The sequence below is a fragment of the Rhodobacter maris genome (assembly GCF_900217815.1).
Taxonomy (GTDB): Bacteria; Pseudomonadota; Alphaproteobacteria; order Rhodobacterales; family Rhodobacteraceae; genus Rhodobacter; species Rhodobacter maris.
In genome coordinates, this window is sequence record NZ_OBMT01000001.1 from 538,547 (window position 1) to 556,818 (window position 18,272).

Here is an 18,272-nt window from a genome sequence, read left to right on the forward strand (position 1 = left end):
CCCTCGGCCTTGCCCGTAGGCGCAGGATTTCGCAAAGTGACGGGCAGGCTCGCGGAGGAACGGGCCGGGGAGGACCAGCATGACCGAGACTTTTGCGACCGTGGCCGATCGCGACCGCGTTGAAGCCCAGATGCCATGGGAAGAGCGCGACCGGGCGCTGACGATGTATGAGTTCCTGACCCGGGTCAAACAGCGCCACGGCACCCGCCCGGCACTGAGCTTCCAGATCACCTCCGGTCCGAAAGACCCGGCCGTCACCTGGACCTGGGATCAGGTTCATGCCCGGGTGACGCAGGCCGCGAACCTGCTGCGCAGCCTCGGTGTGAAGGAGACGGACACCGTCGCCTACCTCCTGCCGAACTGCCTTGAGACCGCGGTGGTGCTGCTTGCCGGCTCGGTTGCGGGGATCGTGAACCCGATCAACCCGCTGCTTGAAGCCGAACAGATCGCCGCGATCTTGCGCGAGACCAAGGCGAAGGTGCTCGTCACGCTGAAAAGCTTCCCGAAGACCGATGTGGCGCAAAAGGCCGCCGAGGCGGTGAAACATGCGCCGAATGTGCAGGTGGTGCTGGAGGTCGATCTCAATCGCTATCTCACCGGGGCAAAGAAGTTCATCGTTCCCTTCCTGCGCCCGAAGACCCATTTCAAGCATCACGCCGATGTCTATTGCTTCAACCTCGCCTGTGACGGCATGCCCGCCGACCGGCTCGTGTTCGAGGATGCGACGGGCGACCGGGTGTCTGCCTATTTCCACACCGGCGGCACCACCGGCATGCCCAAGGTGGCGCAGCACAAATATTCCGGCATGATCTACAACGGCTGGCTCGGCGGCACTTTGCTCTTTGATTACAAGGATGTGATGATCTGCCCGTTGCCGCTGTTTCATGTTTTCGCGGCCTATCCGATCCTGATGTCGGCCATTGCCTCGGGCGCGCATGTGGTCTTTCCGACCCCCGCGGGCTATCGCGGCGAGGGCGTGTTCGACAATTTCTGGAAGCTCGTGGAGCGTTGGCAGGTCACGTTCCTGATCTCGGTGCCCACCGCCATCGCGGCGCTGATGCAGCGCAAGGTGGATGCCGATATCTCAAGCCTGCGCACGGCGATCTCCGGCTCGGCACCGCTGCCGGTGGAGCTTTACAACCGCTTCAAGGAGGCGACGGGGGTCGAGATCTGCGAGGGCTACGGGCTCACCGAGGCCACCTGCCTCGTCGCCGTGAACCCGGTTGACGGGGTGAAGAAGGTCGGCTCCGTCGGCCTGCCGCTGCCCTATTCGCATGTTCGGATCCTGCGCAAGACCGAAGGCGGCTTCACCGAATGCGGCATCGACGAAGTGGGCGAGATCTGCGTGGCCAACCCCGGCGTGTTCGAGGGCTCGACCTACACAGAAGTCGACAAGAACCACGACCTTTTTGCCGAAGACCGGTTCCTGCGCACCGGCGACCTCGGTCGGCTCGACCCGGATGGCTATCTCTGGATCACCGGCCGCGCGAAAGATCTGATCATCCGCGGCGGCCACAATATCGACCCCGCCGAGATCGAAGAGGCGATGCTCGCGCATCCCTCCGTCAGCTTTGCGGGCGCGATCGGCCAGCCTGATGCCTTCGCGGGCGAACTCCCCTGCGTTTATCTGGAGCTGATGGATGGCGCGAACGTCGAGATGGAAGAGCTTCTTGCCCATGCCAAGCGCCACATCCACGAACGCGCCGCGATCCCGAAACATATCGAGGTGATGGCGGAACTGCCGAAAACCGCTGTGGGCAAGATCTTCAAACCCGATTTGCGCAAGCGGGCCATCACGCGCGTCATCAATGCCGCGCTGACCGAAGCGGAGGTGACGGCGCATGTGCTCGCCGTCGTTGAGGACAAGAAGCGGGGCCTCGTGGCGCAACTCGCCAGCACCGGCGCGTTTGACGAGGAGAAACTGCGCCAGGTGATGGGGCAGTTCACCGTGCCCTGGGACTGGGCAGAGTAACGCGGCGGCGCGTTACTCCTTGGCGGTGAACTTCTGCCACAGGTCAGGGCGGCGCGCGCGCGTGAGCGCCGCGCTCATCTCCCGCCGCCACGCCGCGATCTTCTTGTGATTGCCCGAGGTCAAGACCTCGGGAATCGCGCGGCCCTGCCATTCCGCCGGGCGGGTGTATTGCGGATGCTCTAAAAGCCCGTTCGAATGGCTCTCTTCGGTCGCGCTGTCGGCATTGCCAAGCACCCCCTCGCGCAGGCGCACCGTGGCATCGAGCACCACCTGCGCCGCAAGCTCGCCCCCGGTGAGCACAAAATCCCCGATCGAGATTTCTTCGACGCCATAGGCCTCAAGCACGCGCTCATCGACCCCTTCAAACCGGCCGCAGAGAAGTGTCACCCCTTCGGCGGCGGCAAGGCGGCGGGCGTCCTCCTGCGTGAACGGCTTGCCGCGCGGCGACATGTAGATCACCGGCCAACGGGCGCGGTCCGCAGGCGTGCCGCGCGCGGCGTCATCAAGCGCCGCCGCCACCACATCGGCGCGCAGCACCATCCCCGCGCCGCCCCCGGCGGGCGTATCGTCAACATTGCGGTGCTTGCCGATCCCGAACAGACGAAGATCGATCGTCTCAAGCCCCCAAAGCCCGGCCTCAAGCGCCTTGCCGGTGAGGCTGAGGCCAAGAACCCCCGGAAACGCCTCGGGAAAGAGCGTCACGATCCGGGCGCGCCAGGCGGCCTTTGCCTCGGCGGTCTCAGCCATCAGATCGCGCGGCCGAACCACCGCGCCCAGCGATGTCACCACCGAGCGGCTGCCATGCGAGCGCGCGGCCGGTCCCGGCATCGGCACCGCATCCGTGCGCAGCTCTGCGGCAAGATCGAAGGTGGAAAGCTTCACAGCGCCCGCTTTGGGCGGGCGCTCCGGCGCGGGGCCGGGCTCTTTCTCGGGGTCTTCGGGCGTGCTCAAAACGTCTCTCCCTCGGGCGCAATCAGCCCCGCGCGCTGCAAGACCGCGCGTTTCGCCGCGGCGAGCTCTGCATCGAGCAGATCCACGCGATTGAGCGCGATCAGCTCTTCGGTCACCGCGCGCGGCGGGGCAACATTGCGCGCCGGCACGGCCACGAACTGATCCTGCACGTCCCGCGGAAGGCTCAGAAAATCAACGAACGGCTGGCCCGCGCCAAAGCGCATGGACGCAAATTCCGAAACGTCATGGCTGACGACTTTCTGCCCCGGCAGCGCGGCGCAGATCCGCGCGAGCTGCGCGCGCAGCGGCATCTGGTCAAGCCCGGCGCGGAAGCTCTCCAGATCTTCGCAAAACGGCACAAGCTGATCCTTGCGCGCCTGATGCGCCCAGATGCTCTCGACCCAACTCGCCTGCGCGCGGGTGGAAAAATAGAGCGTCACCTCGACCGGCCAGTCAAACACCTCGAACGCGGCCAAAAGGGCGGCAATGCTCTCGCCCGCAGCCGGATAAGGCGCCGGATCGAGCCCGAGCGGCATCGGGCCGAGCAGGTTTTCGGCACTGATGATCAGTCTGCGCTTGGGTCCGAGCGTGAGCCCGGACAAAAAGGCCCGCATCGCCGCCGTGATCGCTTCGGCGCTCCGGGCATTGCGGGCAAAGCAATGCTCAAAAACGGCATGCGAGACCGCGCGCATTCGTCCGGGCAGCGCAAGGGCCGCCCGCGGCCAGATCAGTTCGCGGTTTTCGTGCAAAAAGGCCTGCGCCGAGGAGGTGGCGGTTTTATGAAAGCCGAGATGCAGAAACACCTGCATCATTCAACTTCCTCAGGCGGGTCGGCGATGATGCGCCCCGCCGTAAGGTCGACCGTGGGCACCACGGCACGGGTAAAGGGCAGCAAAAGCGTGGTCTTGCGCCCGGGCGCGTAGATTTCGAGAATATCGCCCGCGCCGAAATTCTGCACCGCACGCACCTGACCGATCACCGCGCCGCCGGTATCGCGCACTTCGAGGCCAATCAGATCGGTGTGATAAAACTCATCATCGGGCAAGCTCGGCAGCCGGGCACGATCCACCCAGAGGGTGACTCCGCGGAGCGCATCGGCCGCCTCTTTCGTCGCGACGCCCGAGAGCCGCGCGCCCAGCCCGCCGGTGACCGGGCGGGTGAGTTTGACGGTATAGCTCCCCGCTCCGTCCTCGGTGAAAAGCGGGCCGTAAGCGGCAATGTCTTCGGGCTCGGTGCAGAAGCTTTTCAGCCGCACTTCGCCGCGCACGCCAAAGGCGCCGGCAATGGCGCCCACGCAGACACGATCCGGTTTCGACATCACCCCTCCAGATGCACAGGCCGGGCATCGCTGCCCGGCCTCCAAGTCATAGCGAAACGAGGTTCCTTGCGGAACTCATTCCTCGGCCGGAGCGGCAGCCTTGGCGGCTTTCTCTTCGGCGCGTTTCTTCGCCTTGTCGCCCGGCTCGGCTTTTTTCATGTTCTTGCGCTCGGTTTTCGGCATCGCCCCGGCGGCTTCAAGGAAGCGGGCCACGCGGTCGGTCGGCTGGGCGCCTTGGCCAAGCCAGTATTGCACGCGCTCCATGTCCATTTTCACGCGGTCTTCGCTGTCTTTGGCGAGGAGCGGGTTATAGGTGCCCAGCTTCTCGAGGAAGCGGCCGTCGCGCGGCATGCGCGAGTCGGACGCGACGATCGCGTAATGGGGGCGCTTTTTCGAGCCGCCGCGGGCGAGACGGATTTTCATAGCCATTGTGTATCTCCTTCAGATGGCTGGGTGAGGGCCTTCGGCGGCCGTCATTTCTGGAAAGTCTCGTGATGCCGGATAACTTCCGAAATCACGAAGGTGAGGAATTTGCGGGCGAATTCCGGGTCGAGATCGGCTTCGCGGGCAAGCTGTTGCAGCCGCTCGATCTGTTGCGCCTCGCGCGCGGGGTCGGAGGGCGGCAGATCGTGCTCCGCCTTCAGCTTGCCCACGGCTTGCGTCTGCTTGAACCGTTCCGCGAGCGTATAGACGAGGATCGCATCGAGCCGGTCGATCGAGGCGCGATGTTCGGCCAGAAGCTGTGCGGCGCGGGCGGCGGCATCGCTCATGCGAGATCCTCCGGTTTCGGATGGCGGTAGACAAGCGCCTCTTTCTCGCCCGGGAAAGGCTTGGCCGTGGCATCGAGCGTGGCGCCAAGCCGCTCGGCCAACGCGATCGAACGGGCGTTGTCGGGCGCGATATAGCTCACCGCCGTGTCCCATTTCAGCGTGCGATAGGCGTGGTCGATGGTGGCGCGGGCGGCCTCGGTCATCAGGCCACGGCCCTCATGCATTTCAGACCAGCAGGTCCAGCCGATCTCGTGCTCGGGCCAGTTGATCGGCGCCCAGGGGCCGGTCATGCCCAGCGCGGCATCGCTTTCCTTGGTGGTGATGACAAAGCTGCCCCAGCCGCGCATCACCCAGTGGCCGATCACACCGGCCCAGGCACGCCAGGCCTGCGCCTCGTCGATATTGTCCACGGCCCGCACGAAGCGGCCACGCTCGGAGAGCAGAAAATCGCACCACGCCGGAAAGTCCCGCGCCGCGGGAGCGCGGAGCACGAGACGCGCGGTCTCCAGAACCGGGGTGGGGGACAGAGCGACCATGTTACTTCTTCTTGCCGAGCCCGAGGCCCGAGAGGCCCGGCGGCAGCTTCACGCCACCAAGATTGCCCATGCCGGGCATGGCGCCGGGCAGGCCCTTCATCTGGCCAATGGCGCGGGTGGCCTCTTCCATCTTCGCGGGGTCGAGATCATCCTTGCCCGGCAGGCCGCCGAACTTGCCCTGCATCGCGGCCATCGCCTGTTTCAGCATGCCGCCTTTCATGTTGCCGAGCTTCTTCATCGTGTCGGCCATCTGCCGGTGCATCTTCAGAAGCTTGTTCAGCTCGGAAACATCAACGCCCGAACCCGCGGCGATGCGGCGTTTGCGGCTCGCCTGCAGCATCTCGGGGCGTGCGCGCTCCTGCTTCGTCATCGACTGGATCATGGCGATCTGGCGGCGGATGGTGCGGTCGTCAAAGCCCGCCTCCTCGGCCTGTTTTGCCATTTTCCCCATGCCGGGCATCATGCTCATCACGCCCTGCATGCCGCCCATCTTCATCATCTGCTCAAGCTGGGACTTCATGTCGTTCATGTTGAACAGGCCCTTCTGGAAGCGCTTGACCATGCGCTCCGCCTGTTCCTTCTCGAACACTTCCTGCGCCCGCTCGACGAGGGCAACAATGTCGCCCATGCCGAGGATGCGCCCCGCGATCCGCTCCGCCTCGAAGGTTTCGAGCGCATCCATCTTTTCGCCAAGGCCGACAAAGCGGATGGGCTTTCCGGTGGTGGCACGCATCGAGAGCGCCGCACCGCCGCGCCCGTCACCATCCATCCGGGTGAGCACCACGCCGGTGACACCGATCTTGTCGTCAAACTCCTGCGCCACCTCGACGGCAACCTGCCCGGTGAGGCCGTCGACCACAAGCAGCGTCTCGCGCGGCGAGACCGCATCGCGAACGTCCTGCACTTCGCGCATCAGCACATCGTCGATCTGCAGACGGCCCGCGGTGTCGAGCAGATAAACGTCGTAGCCGCCCATCGCGGCCTGCGTTTTCGCGCGTTTGGCGATTTGCACCGCACTTTCGCCCGCCACGATCGGCAGCGTATCAACGCCGATCTGTGTGCCGAGAATGGCAAGCTGCTCCATCGCCGCCGGGCGGTAAATGTCGAGCGACGCCATCAGCACGCGCTTTTTCTCGCGCTCCTTCAGGCGGCGCGCGAGCTTGGCGGTGGTGGTGGTCTTGCCGCCACCCTGCAAGCCGACCATCAGGATCGGCGCGGGCGGGTTGTCGATTTTCAGCGTATCGGCGGGCTCTTCGCCCGAGAGCATGGCGACGATCTCGTCATGGACGATCTTCACCACCTGCTGGCCGGGGCTGATCGACTTTGTCACCTGCGCGCCGGTGGCCTTGGCCTCGACCCGCTTGACGAAATCGCGCACCACAGGCAGCGAGACATCGGCCTCCAGCAGCGCGGTGCGCACCTCGCGCATCGCGACCTTGACATCCTCGGCCGTCAGCGCGCCCTGTTTCGTCAGTCGCTCGAACACCCCGCCAAGGCGTTCGGAAAGAGACTCGAACATCGTGCCCTCCTGCGCCGCGCACGCGGCCTGAAAAACGACAAGCACACCAGTGGGCGCAACGCGCTGACTGGTGGCGATCCTCGCAAATGCGAGGACCGGAGGCCTCATCCTCCGGGAATCCGAGTCCGTTTATGCGAAAAGTCCCGACGAGTCAACGTTCACGCCATCCGAGTCGTCGTGTCCTGTGCAATCGACGCTCCATGGGCGCTTGGCCGTCCGGAAACCGGCTTCAAGTATCTTTGGCACCGCGGAGGCGTTGCGCGCAGAGCCCGAGAGGCGCAGCCCGTTCACGGGCACCTCTAGGAACAGTTTTCCGCTCGCACGCGGCGGAATGGCCATCGGCGCCTGTCCGCGCCCTGGTGGCGCACGGCAATGATCACGAAAGCAGGGGCTGTACAGGCCGCTCCAGAAAGGCGTTGGTGCGCCACATCAGACTTGCCCGCCAAGCGCGGGAGAAGCGCCGTGAACGGAACGGCCCCCAAACGCGAACTTGATGACCAGAGTGATAACCGCTTGACCATCGCGCCGGAAAAATCTAATCAGACCACGCTCTCGGCGGGTTGGCGGAGAGGTTACGCAGCGGATTGCAAATCCGTGAAGACCGGTTCGATTCCGGTACCCGCCTCCAATACTTTCAGTGACTTAGCACGAGCAGCGCCCTCGATAGTATCACCGAGGGTATCACGTTTCTGTTCCGTGCCCGTTCTGTTCACTGGCGTTTCCCCCGTGCTTTACGGGCGTGCATGATCTGCCGAGCCTCGCCCGCATACTTGCGAACCATCGCGTCAGTCGTGTGCCCGCTGTAAGCCTTGATTTCTTCATCGGTGCATCCGTGCCACGCCAGTTCCTGCACTCCGCGATAGCGCAGAGCGTGCTGGTCATAGGCTTCCAGTCCGAGGCGAACGCGCTCTTTGCGCAGCACGGTCGCCATGTAGTGATAGTTCATCGGGTTGCCGTTCCGCTGGGTCAGAATACGACGTGCGGCGATCGGCACCGCTCCGAGCCGCGCCTTTTCACGATCGAGCGCAGCCTTGAGTTCAACCGTGCAGGGCAGCACCAACGCCTTGCCGGTCTTGTTCTGGTGAAGCGTCAGAGAATCACCGTCATAGTCACCCCAAGTGAAATCAACCCAATCCCCGGGGCGCTGGACGCTCCCCACCCCGATCTCGAAGATAAGCCGGGGCAAAGCCTGTGCCTCAGCACGGAATTTCTCCACAGCCCAATCAGGCCACGGGTGATGCTCTTTCTTGCGATCCGCCGGCGTCTTGAGAGCCCGCACGCCCTTCGCCGGGTTGCTCTGGATCCACCCCAGATCAATCGCGTGCTCGCAAAGAACCACAAGCATCTGAGGGATGTAGTTCGCAAAGCGGGTGCGATGCGCATTCGCCTTCTGGGCTGCGATCACGTCGGCGCGCGTCAGCGCTTTCACGTCCCGAGCGCCGATCTTCTCGCGCAGGTATTCCATCACCTTGTCATAGTCGGAGCGGGTCCGGGGCTTGAGCGAGGTCCACCGATCCGAGGTCCGGTAATCGTCCATGAGTGCGGCCCATGAGGTCTTCGCCTCGAAGTGCCGGCCGGTCAGGATCTCCCAATACTGCCTGTCAAACGCCTCGGTGCCCTCCGGCGCCGTCATGCGGATCAGCTTCATGCCCTTCTTGCGGAAATAGATGCGGCCGGAAGGGTGCTGCCAGAGATACTTTTTCACCAGTCCACACTTCCCATGCCATCGATCGCATCACCTCGGCCGATCATGCGCAGAGCCTCCGCATCCCACCGGAGAGTGCCCGGAACGATCTCCTGGCCGCGCGGCAGGTGTCCCGCTTCCACATGCGAACGAAATTCCGCAACGCCCATGTCCAGCAGGGCGGCGGCGCTCTTCTCAGTCACATAGAAGGGGGTAATGCGGGTCATTCTGCTTCCCACCCAAGGAGCTCCTGGCCGATCTCGGCAATCCCCTCGATCGGATAGAAGGCCGAGCGCACAACCCGCGTGCCTCCGCTGCGCTCCATGGTCTCGGAGCGTTGCATGATCTCGACCTTCTCTTTGACCGTCGAAGCGTCGTGCATGGCGTCGGAAAACGCCCGGTCATGATAGATGACCCTGAAATTCTCGTTCTCGATCTGCGCGTTGCCGTTATCCGAAATCCGGATGTTCGCGAGGCCTCCCACCTCGTAAAGCACTTCATGCTCGAGGCAGTCCACAACCACGTCGAGCAGGGTCTTGTCCGGCTGATGGGCGAAGAGTTCCAGCGGCCCCCAGTTGCATTCGTGATAGGCCGGCAGGAGCCCCCCAAAGAATTCGACGTCCCTCACCGCCCGGCTCGGCGAGGGGGAGGCGAGAACCGCGATAATCACTCGGGCGGCATCCAGAGCCGTGATGTCCGGGGCATTCACGCCTCGGGCACCCGTCGAGAACATGCCGGCATCGCGCAGATATTTCAGATACATGCGCAGCGTCTTTTCTTCGACGCCGAGCATGCAGACCATGAGGGGGATGAAGGAGACCAGTTTCATTCCTAATGAATACCTTGCATTTTAGAGGTGCGCCACCCCTAAACTACCTTCACGCGATTAGTTACCAACCGTCATCTGTACTCGACAGTCAGAGCCACCCTCTTCCGGTCGGAAACCAGTTCAGCTCCCCGGCATAGCCGGTCAGGCGGCATTCGTTCGGCCCCATGGGGATGCCCGGGGCGTCCTGAATGGTGATGGCGTAGCGCTCGACCCCCTCGGGCAGGGTGGGGCGAAAGTGCTGGCGCATCATCTCGGCGATTTCCTCGGCGCGCTCTTCGAAGCTCAACGCGGGGTGGGCCAGCATGGGCGCGGGAAGGCCGATCAGGCCGAGGGCCGGGGCGGCGGCGAGGAAGCTGCGGCGTTTCATGCTCGGGCCTCCATCAGCTTGCAGGTCTGGCGCAGGGCCGAGCGGATGTAGGCGCGGGCCTCGCGTTCGGTCTGGCTGTAGCCGGTCTGGCGCTCGGTCGCGTCGAGCGCGAGCGCGAGGCAGTCGTGGATTTCGTTCAGGCGGGCGGCAGGCAAGCCGGGGACGGCTGCCGGAACAGTGTTCGGCATTACGGGCTCCGTTGATACATGGTCGCGGTTTCGCTACAGTGTCTCAACAGTAGATCAAAAATCGCTACTGTAAAGCGAAATGAACACGGTGAAGCGAATATGACGCCTGCACAGTGCCGAATGGCGCGATCTGGCCTCGGTATCGGGGTGCGTGAACTCGCGGAAGCGGCGGGGGTTTCGACCAACACGATCACCCGCCTTGAGAAGGGCGAGCCCCTGAAGGCGCGAACGATCGAGGCAATTCAGTCCGCCCTGGAAGCTGCCGGCGTCGAGTTCATCCCGGAGAACGGCGAGGGTGCCGGGGTGCGGTTGAAGAAGAATTCTAACGAATGAGCTTAAAATTCCCGCCCAAACCGGGCCTCATTGTCATTTGTGACTACTCTACAGGCTTTCGCGAGCCGGAAATGGTCAAGGAACGGCTTGCGGTTGTTGTATCTCCGCGCCTTCCGTACCGAGACGGCCTTTGCACAGTCGTCCCGCTCAGCACTACACCTGCGCGCTCTGGCATCAGGTATCAATGTCGGATCGAATTGCCGACCGCAGCGCCAGAGCCCTACGAAGGGAAAATCAAGTGGGCGAAGTGCGATATGCTCGCCACGTTGGCTTATACCCGTATGAAGCTCCCCTACACAGGGCGTGACAAAGTGACGGGAAAGCGGAAGTACTTGCAGATCGTTCTTTCGGCCGATGAATTATCCCGTGTGCGCACATCGATGCTGCATGCGCTCGGCCTAGAATCCTTGACAAAAGAGGGTTGACAACGCATATGGGTGTTGTCTGCGCTCGCAGGGTTCTGTGGTGCGCCTCAAGTCCACCCTAGGGTGGCGGGCCTGTGTAGGATGATACCAAATCCGAATGGTTGACAGCCCTGCCTTCCGAGGCAGGGCTTTCCATTTCTAGCTTAGCAGCTCCGCCAGGCACGTGGCTGAATTCGTTCAGAACGAACTTCCGAAGCGCGGTTGAGCGCCGCGCCCGCTATGGGGGACAGGCCGCGCTCTCTCGGGGTTTGCCCACTCGCCGAGTAACGGGGATGCTGCGCGCCATGAAGCCGCAGGGCGCATCCTGCCCTATTCGTCAGCCCAGTCGATGAAGGCCAGCGCGTCCTGCAAGGTCGCGCCCTCGATCCCGGCTTCCTTCGCTGCCGCCAGCGCCGCGACCATGGTCGAAAGCGCCCGGGCCTTGCCGCCGGCGTCGAAGGCCTGCATCGGGCGCACCACGTCGATCGACACCATGCCGCCGAGCTTTGCCGTTGCCTCCTCGGCCATCAGCATGGCAATGGGTTGCAGCACCAGCTGCGCCAGATGCCGCTGCGCCTCGCGCACCATCGGCCCGGTGGTCGCCGGGTTCTGCAGCCCCGGGAGCACACCGAAGGCCGAGAAGACCGCAGCCTTGGCCTCGCTCAGCACCTTGTCCGCCAGGGTGCGCGACAGGTCCGGGGAAAGCTGATCGGGGGCCTTCCCAAGCTGCGGGTGCATCCCGGCCCCCACGGCCTGGGCCACGCCCTCGATCACCAGCGCGGCGCCGCGCCGCCCGCGGAAGCCCGCACGCAGCCCGGCCATGTCCTCGGCCGAGCCCTCGGGGACGGGAATGATCTGCGAGCCCAAGGGGGCATCGTGGAACACGTCCCGCAGGGCGGTTTCCAGCTCGTGCAGAAGCTGTGCCGAAAGCTGCGATCGGCGAAGCGGCGCAGATCCGGCCCAGGGCGTGACGGCATCGCAGCCAATGCGGAAGTGAAGCACCTCGGCCGCCAGAGCGGTTTCCGAGCGACCGCCCCCAACCTCGGGGATGCGCAGGCGATAGGCTCGCGGCACGCCGTCGCGGGTGGTCATGTCCCAGTCGGTTGCCGGGATCAGGCGATCACGGATCAGGAAGACAGCTTCGCCCCGCAGCGCCAGTCCGCGCGCGGTCAGATGAAACACTTCATCGCTGAAGACGGCGCAAGGCTTGCCTATCGCGACGAGGGCGCGGGGCTGCCGCTTCTGGCGCTGGCGGGGCTCACCCGTGACGGGCGCGATTTCGATTATCTCGCGCATCACCTGCCCCCCGCAGTGCGGCTGATCCGGCTCGACAGCCGCGGCCGCGGCGGGTCGGACTGGACCGGCGCGGACAGTTATACCGTCGCTCAGGAGGCGCGCGACGCGCTCGCACTTCTCGATCATCTGGGCCTTGCGCGGGCGGCGGTGATCGGCTCCTCGCGCGGCGGGCTTTTGGGCATGGTGATTGCCGCCACCGCGCAGCCACGCCTCGCCGGGCTCTGCCTCAACGATGTAGGCCCGGTGCTTGAGCGCGACGGGCTCGTGCGGATCAGCCAATATGTCGGCCTTGCGCCAAGCGTGCAGACCCTCGAAGAAGCGGCGGAACGGCTGGCGGCGACGATGTCGGGTTTTGACCATGTTCCGCCGCTGCGCTGGGAAGAAGAAGCCATGCGCCACTACCGGCAACTGCCGGAGGGGCTCGGCCTGACCTATGACCCGGCGCTGCGGATGGCCTTCGAGGCGGCGATGGCCGGGCCCCCGGTGGACCTCTGGCCGCTTTTCGACGCCTGCGCGGGGGTGCCGCTCGCGCTGATCCGGGGGGCGCGGTCAGATCTTCTGTCGGCAAAAACTGCCGCGGAAATGTGCCGTCGCCGCCCTGACATGACCTTTGCCGATGTGCCCGCGCGCGGCCATATCCCCTTTCTCGACGAGCCTGCGGCTACGCGCTGCATCGGAGACTGGCTGGCCAGGGTGCGCGCCTGCGAGACGCAAAGGGCGGGCTGAGCGCAAAGCGGCCCGCGCCACCGGGCGCGGTCAGGCTGCCCTCACAAGGATGTCTCTGCCTCGATCCGCGCCGACTGCGCGCAAACCGGCGGATCCGCGGCAGGAGCGGCCGGTTTGACTCGCGCCTCGATCTCGGCATAGAGCAGCCGTGCCACATTCTTGCCGGTGATCGTCTCGATGCCGCGGAACCCGGGCGAGGAATTGACTTCGAGCACTTTCGCCCCGTCATGGGCGCGCAGCAGGTCCACCCCGGCAACCCCGAGCCCGAAGGCCCGCGCCGCCTTGACCGCGGCGCTGCGCTCAGCAGGCGAGATCCGCACCGGCTCGCCCGAACCGCCCTGATGCAGGTTGGAACGGAAATCCCCCTCCGCGCCGCGCCGCTTCATCGCCGCGACCACTTTGCCGCCGATCACCAGGCAGCGGATGTCTTCGCCCGCCGCCTCGCGCACGAAATGCTGCACGAGAAAATTCGCGCGCAGACCGCGGAAGGCGGAAATCACGCTTTCTGCTGCCTTCGTCGTCTCGGCCAGCACCACCCCCTTGCCCTGGCTCGAAGCAATGAGCTTGACGATCAGCGGCGCGCCGCCGACGAGGGCGATCAGGTTGCGGGTGTCCTTGGGGGAGGAGGCAAAGGCGGTGTCGGGCATGCCGATGCCCGCCCGCGCGAGGATCTGATGCGCATAAAGCTTGTCGCGCGAGGCGGCGATGCCTTCGGAGCCGTTCACGCAATAGGTGCCGAGCGTTTCGAACTGGCGCACAACCGCCGTGCCATAGGGCGTGACCGAGGCGCCGATGCGCGGGATCACCGCATCAAAGCGCGGCAGCCGCTCGCCGTCGTAGCAGACCTCGGGGGCGAGCGTGTTGATTGCCATGTAACAGCGCGTTGTATCGATCAGATCGACGATATGGCCGCGCGCGCGCCCCTCCTCGACGAGCCGTCCCGTGGTGTAATTGTCTTCGCGCGACAGCACGGCGATGCGCAGGCTCCGACGGTTTGGCTCCGGGGCGCGCGTCGGCGTGGCATAAAGATCGTAGCTCAGTTCCGGTTGCATCCGGCGCGCGGTCGGCATGATGGTGATATGGTCGAGCAGGGCCTGCCGCCCGAGCAGCATCCGGCTGGTCATCGTGCCGCGATCGGTCAGGGTCGCCTCGATCGGCCAGCTCTGCCCGGCCACTTCGATCCGGGTGCGGATCACGAAGCGATGTTCGCTCTCGCCATTCGACGAGGTGACATCTCGCCGATCGACCAGCGGTGCGGCGCACCGGACCGCCACATCCGCGCGGCCCGGCACCGGATGCAGCACAAAGCGCACCATCGGCCCGTCCCCCCCGTCGAACGGCGCGATCTCGGCGGCATGGAGGGCCGAGGTGCGCGCGCCGGTATCCACTTTTGCAAGGATCGCGGGCAGGCCCAGATCGGGCAATGCGAGCCATTCTTCCCAACCGAAGAGCAGGGGGGAGCTGGTCATGGACGTTCCTTTCCGAATCTGTCGCCCCTGCCTGCCACGGGATTGTAACGGTTCCGCCCGCGCGGCGGCGCGCGGCGCGAATTTGCGCCGGTGGATGCCCCTCAAGCGAGGCCCCGCCGCGCCGCGATCACGGCTGCGTGAGGGCTGTAACAAAAGGTCGGGTCGCCGCGAAATGCTTGAGGAAGGGCAGAGAGCCTTTCGGAACCAACAGGGAGACTGACCATGACCGCATCCACCCCCCGCCGCGCATCGCAGCTCACGCTTTGCGCCACGCTCGCCTGTGCGCTTGGCGCGATGGCGGCCCTGCCTGCCCAGGCCGAAGACATGGAGAAATGCTACGGCGTTGCCCTGGCCGGGCAGAACGACTGCGCCGCGGGTCCCGGCACCACCTGCGCGGGCACTTCGAAAGTCGATTATCAAGGCAATTCGTGGAAGCTCGTGCCGGCGGGCACCTGCATGACGATGGAACTGCCCGCCGCGGCCGATGGCATGGCCCGGCATGGCGCGCTGATGCCGCTCGATCGCGATCTCGCCTCGTAAGCCCGCGTCGGGGTGCGGGTCCGCCCGCACCTCCCTTTCCCGGAGGTATCCCATGACCCGTCTTCCCGTCAGCCTGCCCGCTGCCGCAGGGCTCGGCTTCAAGCCGCAGCATTTTGCGCAGATCCGCGCCGATCACGGCCGTGTCGGCTTCTTCGAGATTCATGCCGAGAATTATCTCGGTGCGGGTGGCCTGCCGCATGCGCAACTGACGGCCTTGCGGGCCGATTACCCGCTCTCGGTGCATGGGGTCGGGCTCTCGATCGGCGGCGCGGCGCCGCTTGAGCGCGATCACCTCGCCCGGTTGAAGAGCCTCTGTGACCGCTATACCCCCGAGAGCTTCTCCGAACATCTGGCATGGTCGAGCCATGATGCGGGCTATTTCAACGACCTGCTGCCCCTGCCTTATACCGAGGAGACGCTCGACATTGTCTGCGCCCATGTCGATCAGGTGCAGGATACGCTCGGCCGGCGGATGCTGTTGGAAAACCCGGCCACCTATCTCCTGTTTGCCGAATCCACATTCCCCGAGACCGAGTTTTTGCGCACCATCGCCGCGCGTACCGGCTGCGGGCTTCTGCTCGACGTCAACAACCTGTTTGTCTCCTGCACCAATCATCGCCGCGATCCGTGGCAGATGCTCGCCGACTTTCCGCTCGCGGCGGTGGGCGAGATCCATCTCGGCGGTCACGCCGTGGAGCAGTTGCCCTCGGGGCCGCTTTTGATCGATGCACATGGCAGCCCCGTCGCCGATCCGGTCTGGGCACTTTGTGCCGAGGTCATCCGTCGCGCCGGGCCGCTGCCACTGCTGATCGAATGGGACAATGACCTGCCCGATTGGCCGGTTCTGGCCGCCGAGGCCGATCGCGCCACCGCGATGCTGCAGCACGAGGCCCATCATGAACCGGCATGACTCAATGCTCGCGCGCTTCAGCGCGGCGCTCGCGGGCGGCGCCCTGCCCGAGGGGGTTACCGCCTGCGCGCCCGCCGAGGCCGCGCGCCGCTTCGACGTTTATCGCAACAATGTCACCGTGAGCCTCTGCACCGCGCTCGAGCAGCGCTTCCCGGTCATCTCGCGCCTTGTCGGCGTGGAATTCTTTGCGGCGCTGGCCCGTCACTTCTGCATGGCACATCCGCCGCAAAGCCCGGTGCTGCACGAATGGGGGGAGGCCTTTCCCGGATATCTCGAAGCTTGCGCGCCTTTGGCGGGCTATCCCTACATGGGCGACGTGGCGCGGATCGAACTGGCGCGGGGCCGCGCCTTTCATGCGACCGATGCCGCACCGATTGCCCCCGCGCGGCTGGCTGCGGCCGATCCCGGGACGCTACGGCTGGCCTTGCACCCTTCGGTCTGCCTGATGCGGCTGGCTACCCCCGCCGTCTCGATCTGGGCCCGCAATCAGCCCGGCGCCGAGGCGCACCCGATCCGCCCCGGCCCAGAAATCGCCTTGATATTGCGCGATCGCGCCTATCAGGTGCCGGTCCGCGCCATCTCGTCCGCAGAGGCGAGCCTGATCGCAGCGCTCGGGCGTGGCGCACCCTTGCTGCGCGCCGCCGCCGAAGTGCCGGACCTTGACCCCACAGAACTGTTGCGCGCGCTGATGCAGGCGGGCGCGCTTTGCGAAAGGGCCGCCACATGACCGCGCTGATCCGCCTGAACCAGTTTTTCGCCCGGGTGCCGCTCGATCTTGTCAGCCTCGCGCTGCGGCTCTTTCCGGCCTGCGTCTTCCTGCAATCGGGGCGTCTCAAAGTGGAGGGTCTCACGATCAAGCCCGCCACCTATTACCTTTTCGAGCACGAATACGGGTTGCCCCTGATCCCGCCAGAGAGCGCGGCCGTGCTGGCCACTACGGCGGAACACGTTTTGCCCGCGTTGTTGATCGCAGGGCTCTTAACCCGGCTCTCGGCGCTGGAGCTGATCGCGATGACGGCGGTGATCGAGATCTTCGTCTACCCGGAGGCCTGGATCACCCACGGGCTCTGGGGGGCGGCGCTCTTCGCGCTGGTCGTGCTGGGGCCCGGGCGGTTCTCGCTCGACCGGGCGCTCGGGGTCGACACCGGGCGCGGGGGGGATTGAGGTGGATCTTGCCCTGGCTCCCCCTTCCGCTGCCTCCCGCCATTGCCGCCCAGCCCCGGGATCGGTTAGGATCGCGGAACCGAACGTCGCGCGGCCGGAGACGGGAATGGCAGACCACGACGAATGGGCGGATCTTTTGCGGCGCGCCAACGAGGGCGACGGCATGGCGCTGGCGCAATTCCTGCGCGCGGTCAGCCCGGCCATCCGCACCATCCTGCGCGCCCGCGGCTCTGCGCTGCCGCGCGATCAGCACGAAGACGTGCTGCAGGAGGTGTTGCTTGCAATCCATCTGAAACGTCATAGCTGGCGCCCCGACGCCCCGGTCCGCCCCTGGGTGCATGCGATCGCCCGCTACAAGCTGATCGATGCCTGCCGGCGGCGGGGCGCGGCCATCCATGTGCCGATCGAGCCCTTCGCGGAAGTGCTGGAAGACCCGCATCAGCACCCGCCGCTGGCGGGACGCGATGCGGAGAGACTTCTGGCCCGGATCGATCCGCGCTCGGCGGCGCTGGTGCGCGCCGTCGCGCTCGAGGGGGACAGCGCCGAGGAAGCCGGGGCGCCGCTCGGCCTCTCGGCGGGCGCGGCGCGGGTGGCCCTGCACCGCGCGCTCAGACGTCTTGGCCAGATCGTGAAAGGATGATGCGATGACCACACCCGATCGGACCGATGCCTTCATCGAGCACCTTGCGACGCAGCCGGACCCCGCGCCCTTGCGCCCCTCCCGGGTGACGGGGGCCGCCCTTGCAGCGCTGCTGTGCGGCCTTGGTGTGCTTTATGCGCTCCTTGGCCTGCGGCCCGACCTCGCTCTCGCAATCCGCCAGCCGGTGATCGCGGCCAAGACGCTGGTGCCGCTCCTGCTCGGCCTGCTCGCACTGGGCGCGGCGTTTGCCAGCGCAAGGCCCGCGCAACATGTCACGCTCTGGCCGCTGTTGCTGCCGCTCGCCGCCGCGTTCGGGCTTTTTGTGGCGCGCGTCCTGGCCACGTCGCCCGAGCGGATGGTGCCCGAATTGCTCGGCCATACCGTGGGCGCCTGCCTGTTGTCGATCACCGCGCTCTCGCTTGTGCCGCTGGGCCTTGCGCTCGGCGGTTTGCGCGCGGGCGCCTCGACCCGGCCCGCGCGAACCGGCGCCCTGGCAGGGCTTGCCGTCGGCGCTTTCGCCGTGGTGGGCTATTCCCTGCATTGCCCCGAGGATTCACCGATGTTCTATGTGCCCTGGTATGGCAGCGGCATTGCGCTGAGCAGCGCGCTCGGGGCGATAGCGGGGCGCTGGCTTCTGCGCTGGTGAGGCCCCGAGG

General features: G+C 65.7%; 24 protein-coding genes and 1 tRNA gene. 11 read left to right on the plus strand and 14 right to left on the minus strand.

Features of this window, described 5'->3' with window-relative positions:
- The first annotated feature begins 79 nt into the window (after positions 1–79).
- Positions 80–1,972, plus strand: coding sequence for an acyl-CoA synthetase (locus CRO22_RS02535; protein ID WP_097068517.1), 1,893 nt, complete (start codon positions 80–82; stop codon positions 1,970–1,972).
- Between the two features lie 12 nt (positions 1,973–1,984).
- Here the strand turns inward: CRO22_RS02535 and trmD are convergent, their stop codons facing one another.
- From trmD to ffh, 7 genes are all read right to left on the minus strand, one after another.
- On the minus strand, positions 1,985–2,800 hold the full coding sequence (gene trmD, locus CRO22_RS02540) for a tRNA (guanosine(37)-N1)-methyltransferase TrmD (RefSeq protein ID WP_097068867.1): 816 nt from the start codon (positions 2,798–2,800) through the stop codon (positions 1,985–1,987).
- 119 nt (positions 2,801–2,919) lie between these two features.
- Complete coding sequence (locus CRO22_RS02545; protein WP_097068518.1) at positions 2,920–3,735, minus strand: hypothetical protein; 816 nt, start codon at positions 3,733–3,735, stop codon at positions 2,920–2,922.
- Positions 3,732–4,241, minus strand: a complete 510-nt coding sequence (gene rimM / locus CRO22_RS02550) for a ribosome maturation factor RimM (protein WP_097068519.1) — start codon at positions 4,239–4,241, stop codon at positions 3,732–3,734. Before rimM ends, CRO22_RS02545 begins: the two co-directional genes overlap by 4 nt.
- A gap of 75 nt (positions 4,242–4,316) precedes the next feature.
- Entirely contained in the window at positions 4,317–4,670 is a 354-nt protein-coding gene (gene rpsP, locus CRO22_RS02555; protein WP_097068520.1) for a 30S ribosomal protein S16, read from the minus strand.
- A gap of 44 nt (positions 4,671–4,714) precedes the next feature.
- On the minus strand, positions 4,715–5,011 hold the full coding sequence (locus CRO22_RS02560) for a chorismate mutase (RefSeq protein ID WP_097068521.1): 297 nt from the start codon (positions 5,009–5,011) through the stop codon (positions 4,715–4,717).
- On the minus strand, positions 5,008–5,547 hold the full coding sequence (locus CRO22_RS02565; RefSeq protein ID WP_097068522.1) for a GNAT family N-acetyltransferase: 540 nt from the start codon (positions 5,545–5,547) through the stop codon (positions 5,008–5,010). Before CRO22_RS02565 ends, CRO22_RS02560 begins: the two co-directional genes overlap by 4 nt.
- Before the next feature lies 1 nt (position 5,548).
- Positions 5,549–7,066 (minus strand): signal recognition particle protein, encoded by a 1,518-nt coding sequence (gene ffh / locus CRO22_RS02570; RefSeq protein WP_097068523.1) that lies wholly within the window; start codon positions 7,064–7,066, stop codon positions 5,549–5,551.
- Positions 7,067–7,620: 554 nt separating this feature from the next.
- On the opposite strand from ffh, the gene CRO22_RS02575 reads away from it, so the two are divergent.
- Positions 7,621–7,694, plus strand: a tRNA-Cys gene (locus tag CRO22_RS02575).
- Positions 7,695–7,775: 81 nt separating this feature from the next.
- On the opposite strand, the gene CRO22_RS02580 is transcribed toward CRO22_RS02575, so the two are convergent.
- The 5 genes from CRO22_RS02580 to CRO22_RS02600 form a co-directional block, all read right to left on the minus strand.
- Positions 7,776–8,771 (minus strand): site-specific integrase, encoded by a 996-nt coding sequence (locus tag CRO22_RS02580; protein ID WP_245860855.1) that lies wholly within the window; start codon positions 8,769–8,771, stop codon positions 7,776–7,778.
- Complete coding sequence (locus tag CRO22_RS02585; RefSeq protein WP_097068524.1) at positions 8,768–8,977, minus strand: hypothetical protein; 210 nt, start codon at positions 8,975–8,977, stop codon at positions 8,768–8,770. The genes CRO22_RS02580 and CRO22_RS02585 overlap by 4 nt, the downstream gene beginning before the upstream one ends.
- A complete protein-coding gene (locus tag CRO22_RS02590; RefSeq protein WP_097068525.1) occupies positions 8,974–9,579 on the minus strand; it encodes a hypothetical protein in 606 nt (201 codons plus the stop codon). The genes CRO22_RS02585 and CRO22_RS02590 overlap by 4 nt, the downstream gene beginning before the upstream one ends.
- Before the next feature lie 88 nt (positions 9,580–9,667).
- Positions 9,668–9,946, minus strand: coding sequence for a hypothetical protein (locus tag CRO22_RS02595; RefSeq protein WP_097068526.1), 279 nt, complete (start codon positions 9,944–9,946; stop codon positions 9,668–9,670).
- A complete protein-coding gene (locus CRO22_RS02600) occupies positions 9,943–10,134 on the minus strand; it encodes a hypothetical protein (RefSeq protein WP_097068527.1) in 192 nt (63 codons plus the stop codon). The genes CRO22_RS02595 and CRO22_RS02600 overlap by 4 nt, the downstream gene beginning before the upstream one ends.
- 99 nt (positions 10,135–10,233) lie before the next feature.
- Here CRO22_RS02600 and CRO22_RS02605 point away from each other — a divergent pair, with 99 nt between their 5' ends.
- Together CRO22_RS02605 and CRO22_RS02610 are read left to right on the plus strand one after the other, a co-directional pair.
- Positions 10,234–10,467 (plus strand): helix-turn-helix domain-containing protein, encoded by a 234-nt coding sequence (locus CRO22_RS02605; RefSeq protein WP_217991861.1) that lies wholly within the window; start codon positions 10,234–10,236, stop codon positions 10,465–10,467.
- The gene (locus CRO22_RS02610; protein WP_097068529.1) at positions 10,464–10,892 is read left to right on the plus strand and encodes a type II toxin-antitoxin system PemK/MazF family toxin; all 429 of its coding nucleotides are present in this window, start codon (positions 10,464–10,466) and stop codon (positions 10,890–10,892) included. The genes CRO22_RS02605 and CRO22_RS02610 overlap by 4 nt, the downstream gene beginning before the upstream one ends.
- A gap of 309 nt (positions 10,893–11,201) precedes the next feature.
- Here CRO22_RS02610 and CRO22_RS02615 read toward each other — a convergent pair whose 3' ends face one another.
- Positions 11,202–12,053, minus strand: coding sequence for a phage portal protein (locus tag CRO22_RS02615; RefSeq protein WP_245860856.1), 852 nt, complete (start codon positions 12,051–12,053; stop codon positions 11,202–11,204).
- On the opposite strand from CRO22_RS02615, the gene CRO22_RS02620 reads away from it, so the two are divergent.
- On the plus strand, positions 12,045–12,893 hold the full coding sequence (locus CRO22_RS02620) for an alpha/beta fold hydrolase (RefSeq protein ID WP_097068869.1): 849 nt from the start codon (positions 12,045–12,047) through the stop codon (positions 12,891–12,893). The genes CRO22_RS02615 and CRO22_RS02620 overlap by 9 nt on opposite strands.
- Before the next feature lie 41 nt (positions 12,894–12,934).
- Here CRO22_RS02620 and rimK read toward each other — a convergent pair whose 3' ends face one another.
- On the minus strand, positions 12,935–14,362 hold the full coding sequence (gene rimK, locus CRO22_RS02625; protein ID WP_097068530.1) for a 30S ribosomal protein S6--L-glutamate ligase: 1,428 nt from the start codon (positions 14,360–14,362) through the stop codon (positions 12,935–12,937).
- Positions 14,363–14,584: 222 nt separating this feature from the next.
- On the opposite strand from rimK, the gene CRO22_RS02630 reads away from it, so the two are divergent.
- From CRO22_RS02630 to CRO22_RS02655, 6 genes are all read left to right on the plus strand, one after another.
- A complete protein-coding gene (locus CRO22_RS02630; protein WP_097068531.1) occupies positions 14,585–14,902 on the plus strand; it encodes a BufA1 family periplasmic bufferin-type metallophore in 318 nt (105 codons plus the stop codon).
- Between the two features lie 52 nt (positions 14,903–14,954).
- Positions 14,955–15,812, plus strand: coding sequence for an MNIO family bufferin maturase (gene bufB / locus CRO22_RS02635; protein ID WP_097068532.1), 858 nt, complete (start codon positions 14,955–14,957; stop codon positions 15,810–15,812).
- On the plus strand, positions 15,799–16,539 hold the full coding sequence (locus CRO22_RS02640) for an HvfC/BufC N-terminal domain-containing protein (protein WP_176518523.1): 741 nt from the start codon (positions 15,799–15,801) through the stop codon (positions 16,537–16,539). The genes bufB and CRO22_RS02640 overlap by 14 nt, the downstream gene beginning before the upstream one ends.
- Positions 16,536–16,976, plus strand: a complete 441-nt coding sequence (locus CRO22_RS02645; RefSeq protein WP_097068534.1) for a DoxX family protein — start codon at positions 16,536–16,538, stop codon at positions 16,974–16,976. Before CRO22_RS02640 ends, CRO22_RS02645 begins: the two co-directional genes overlap by 4 nt.
- Positions 16,977–17,082: 106 nt before the next feature.
- Positions 17,083–17,616 carry a sigma-70 family RNA polymerase sigma factor gene (locus CRO22_RS02650; RefSeq protein WP_097068535.1) on the plus strand — a complete coding sequence of 178 codons (534 nt, stop codon included), beginning with the start codon at positions 17,083–17,085 and terminating at the stop codon, positions 17,614–17,616.
- Positions 17,617–17,620: 4 nt separating this feature from the next.
- Positions 17,621–18,262, plus strand: coding sequence for an NrsF family protein (locus tag CRO22_RS02655; protein ID WP_097068536.1), 642 nt, complete (start codon positions 17,621–17,623; stop codon positions 18,260–18,262).
- Positions 18,263–18,272: the final 10 nt, after the last annotated feature.

Coding starts and splice junctions, on each gene's coding strand:
- CRO22_RS02535 (WP_097068517.1), top strand. CDS start 80: ATGACCGAGACTTTTGCGACCGTGGCCGATCGCGACCGCGTTGAAGCC.
- trmD (WP_097068867.1), bottom strand. CDS start 2,800: ATGCCGGGACCGGCCGCGCGCTCGCATGGCAGCCGCTCGGTGGTGACA.
- CRO22_RS02545 (WP_097068518.1), bottom strand. CDS start 3,735: ATGATGCAGGTGTTTCTGCATCTCGGCTTTCATAAAACCGCCACCTCC.
- rimM (WP_097068519.1), bottom strand. CDS start 4,241: ATGTCGAAACCGGATCGTGTCTGCGTGGGCGCCATTGCCGGCGCCTTT.
- rpsP (WP_097068520.1), bottom strand. CDS start 4,670: ATGGCTATGAAAATCCGTCTCGCCCGCGGCGGCTCGAAAAAGCGCCCC.
- CRO22_RS02560 (WP_097068521.1), bottom strand. CDS start 5,011: ATGAGCGATGCCGCCGCCCGCGCCGCACAGCTTCTGGCCGAACATCGC.
- CRO22_RS02565 (WP_097068522.1), bottom strand. CDS start 5,547: ATGGTCGCTCTGTCCCCCACCCCGGTTCTGGAGACCGCGCGTCTCGTG.
- ffh (WP_097068523.1), bottom strand. CDS start 7,066: ATGTTCGAGTCTCTTTCCGAACGCCTTGGCGGGGTGTTCGAGCGACTG.
- CRO22_RS02585 (WP_097068524.1), bottom strand. CDS start 8,977: ATGACCCGCATTACCCCCTTCTATGTGACTGAGAAGAGCGCCGCCGCC.
- CRO22_RS02590 (WP_097068525.1), bottom strand. CDS start 9,579: ATGAAACTGGTCTCCTTCATCCCCCTCATGGTCTGCATGCTCGGCGTC.
- CRO22_RS02595 (WP_097068526.1), bottom strand. CDS start 9,946: ATGAAACGCCGCAGCTTCCTCGCCGCCGCCCCGGCCCTCGGCCTGATC.
- CRO22_RS02600 (WP_097068527.1), bottom strand. CDS start 10,134: ATGCCGAACACTGTTCCGGCAGCCGTCCCCGGCTTGCCTGCCGCCCGC.
- CRO22_RS02605 (WP_217991861.1), top strand. CDS start 10,234: ATGACGCCTGCACAGTGCCGAATGGCGCGATCTGGCCTCGGTATCGGG.
- CRO22_RS02610 (WP_097068529.1), top strand. CDS start 10,464: ATGAGCTTAAAATTCCCGCCCAAACCGGGCCTCATTGTCATTTGTGAC.
- CRO22_RS02620 (WP_097068869.1), top strand. CDS start 12,045: ATGAAACACTTCATCGCTGAAGACGGCGCAAGGCTTGCCTATCGCGAC.
- rimK (WP_097068530.1), bottom strand. CDS start 14,362: ATGACCAGCTCCCCCCTGCTCTTCGGTTGGGAAGAATGGCTCGCATTG.
- CRO22_RS02630 (WP_097068531.1), top strand. CDS start 14,585: ATGACCGCATCCACCCCCCGCCGCGCATCGCAGCTCACGCTTTGCGCC.
- bufB (WP_097068532.1), top strand. CDS start 14,955: ATGACCCGTCTTCCCGTCAGCCTGCCCGCTGCCGCAGGGCTCGGCTTC.
- CRO22_RS02640 (WP_176518523.1), top strand. CDS start 15,799: ATGAACCGGCATGACTCAATGCTCGCGCGCTTCAGCGCGGCGCTCGCG.
- CRO22_RS02645 (WP_097068534.1), top strand. CDS start 16,536: ATGACCGCGCTGATCCGCCTGAACCAGTTTTTCGCCCGGGTGCCGCTC.
- CRO22_RS02650 (WP_097068535.1), top strand. CDS start 17,083: ATGGCAGACCACGACGAATGGGCGGATCTTTTGCGGCGCGCCAACGAG.
- CRO22_RS02655 (WP_097068536.1), top strand. CDS start 17,621: ATGACCACACCCGATCGGACCGATGCCTTCATCGAGCACCTTGCGACG.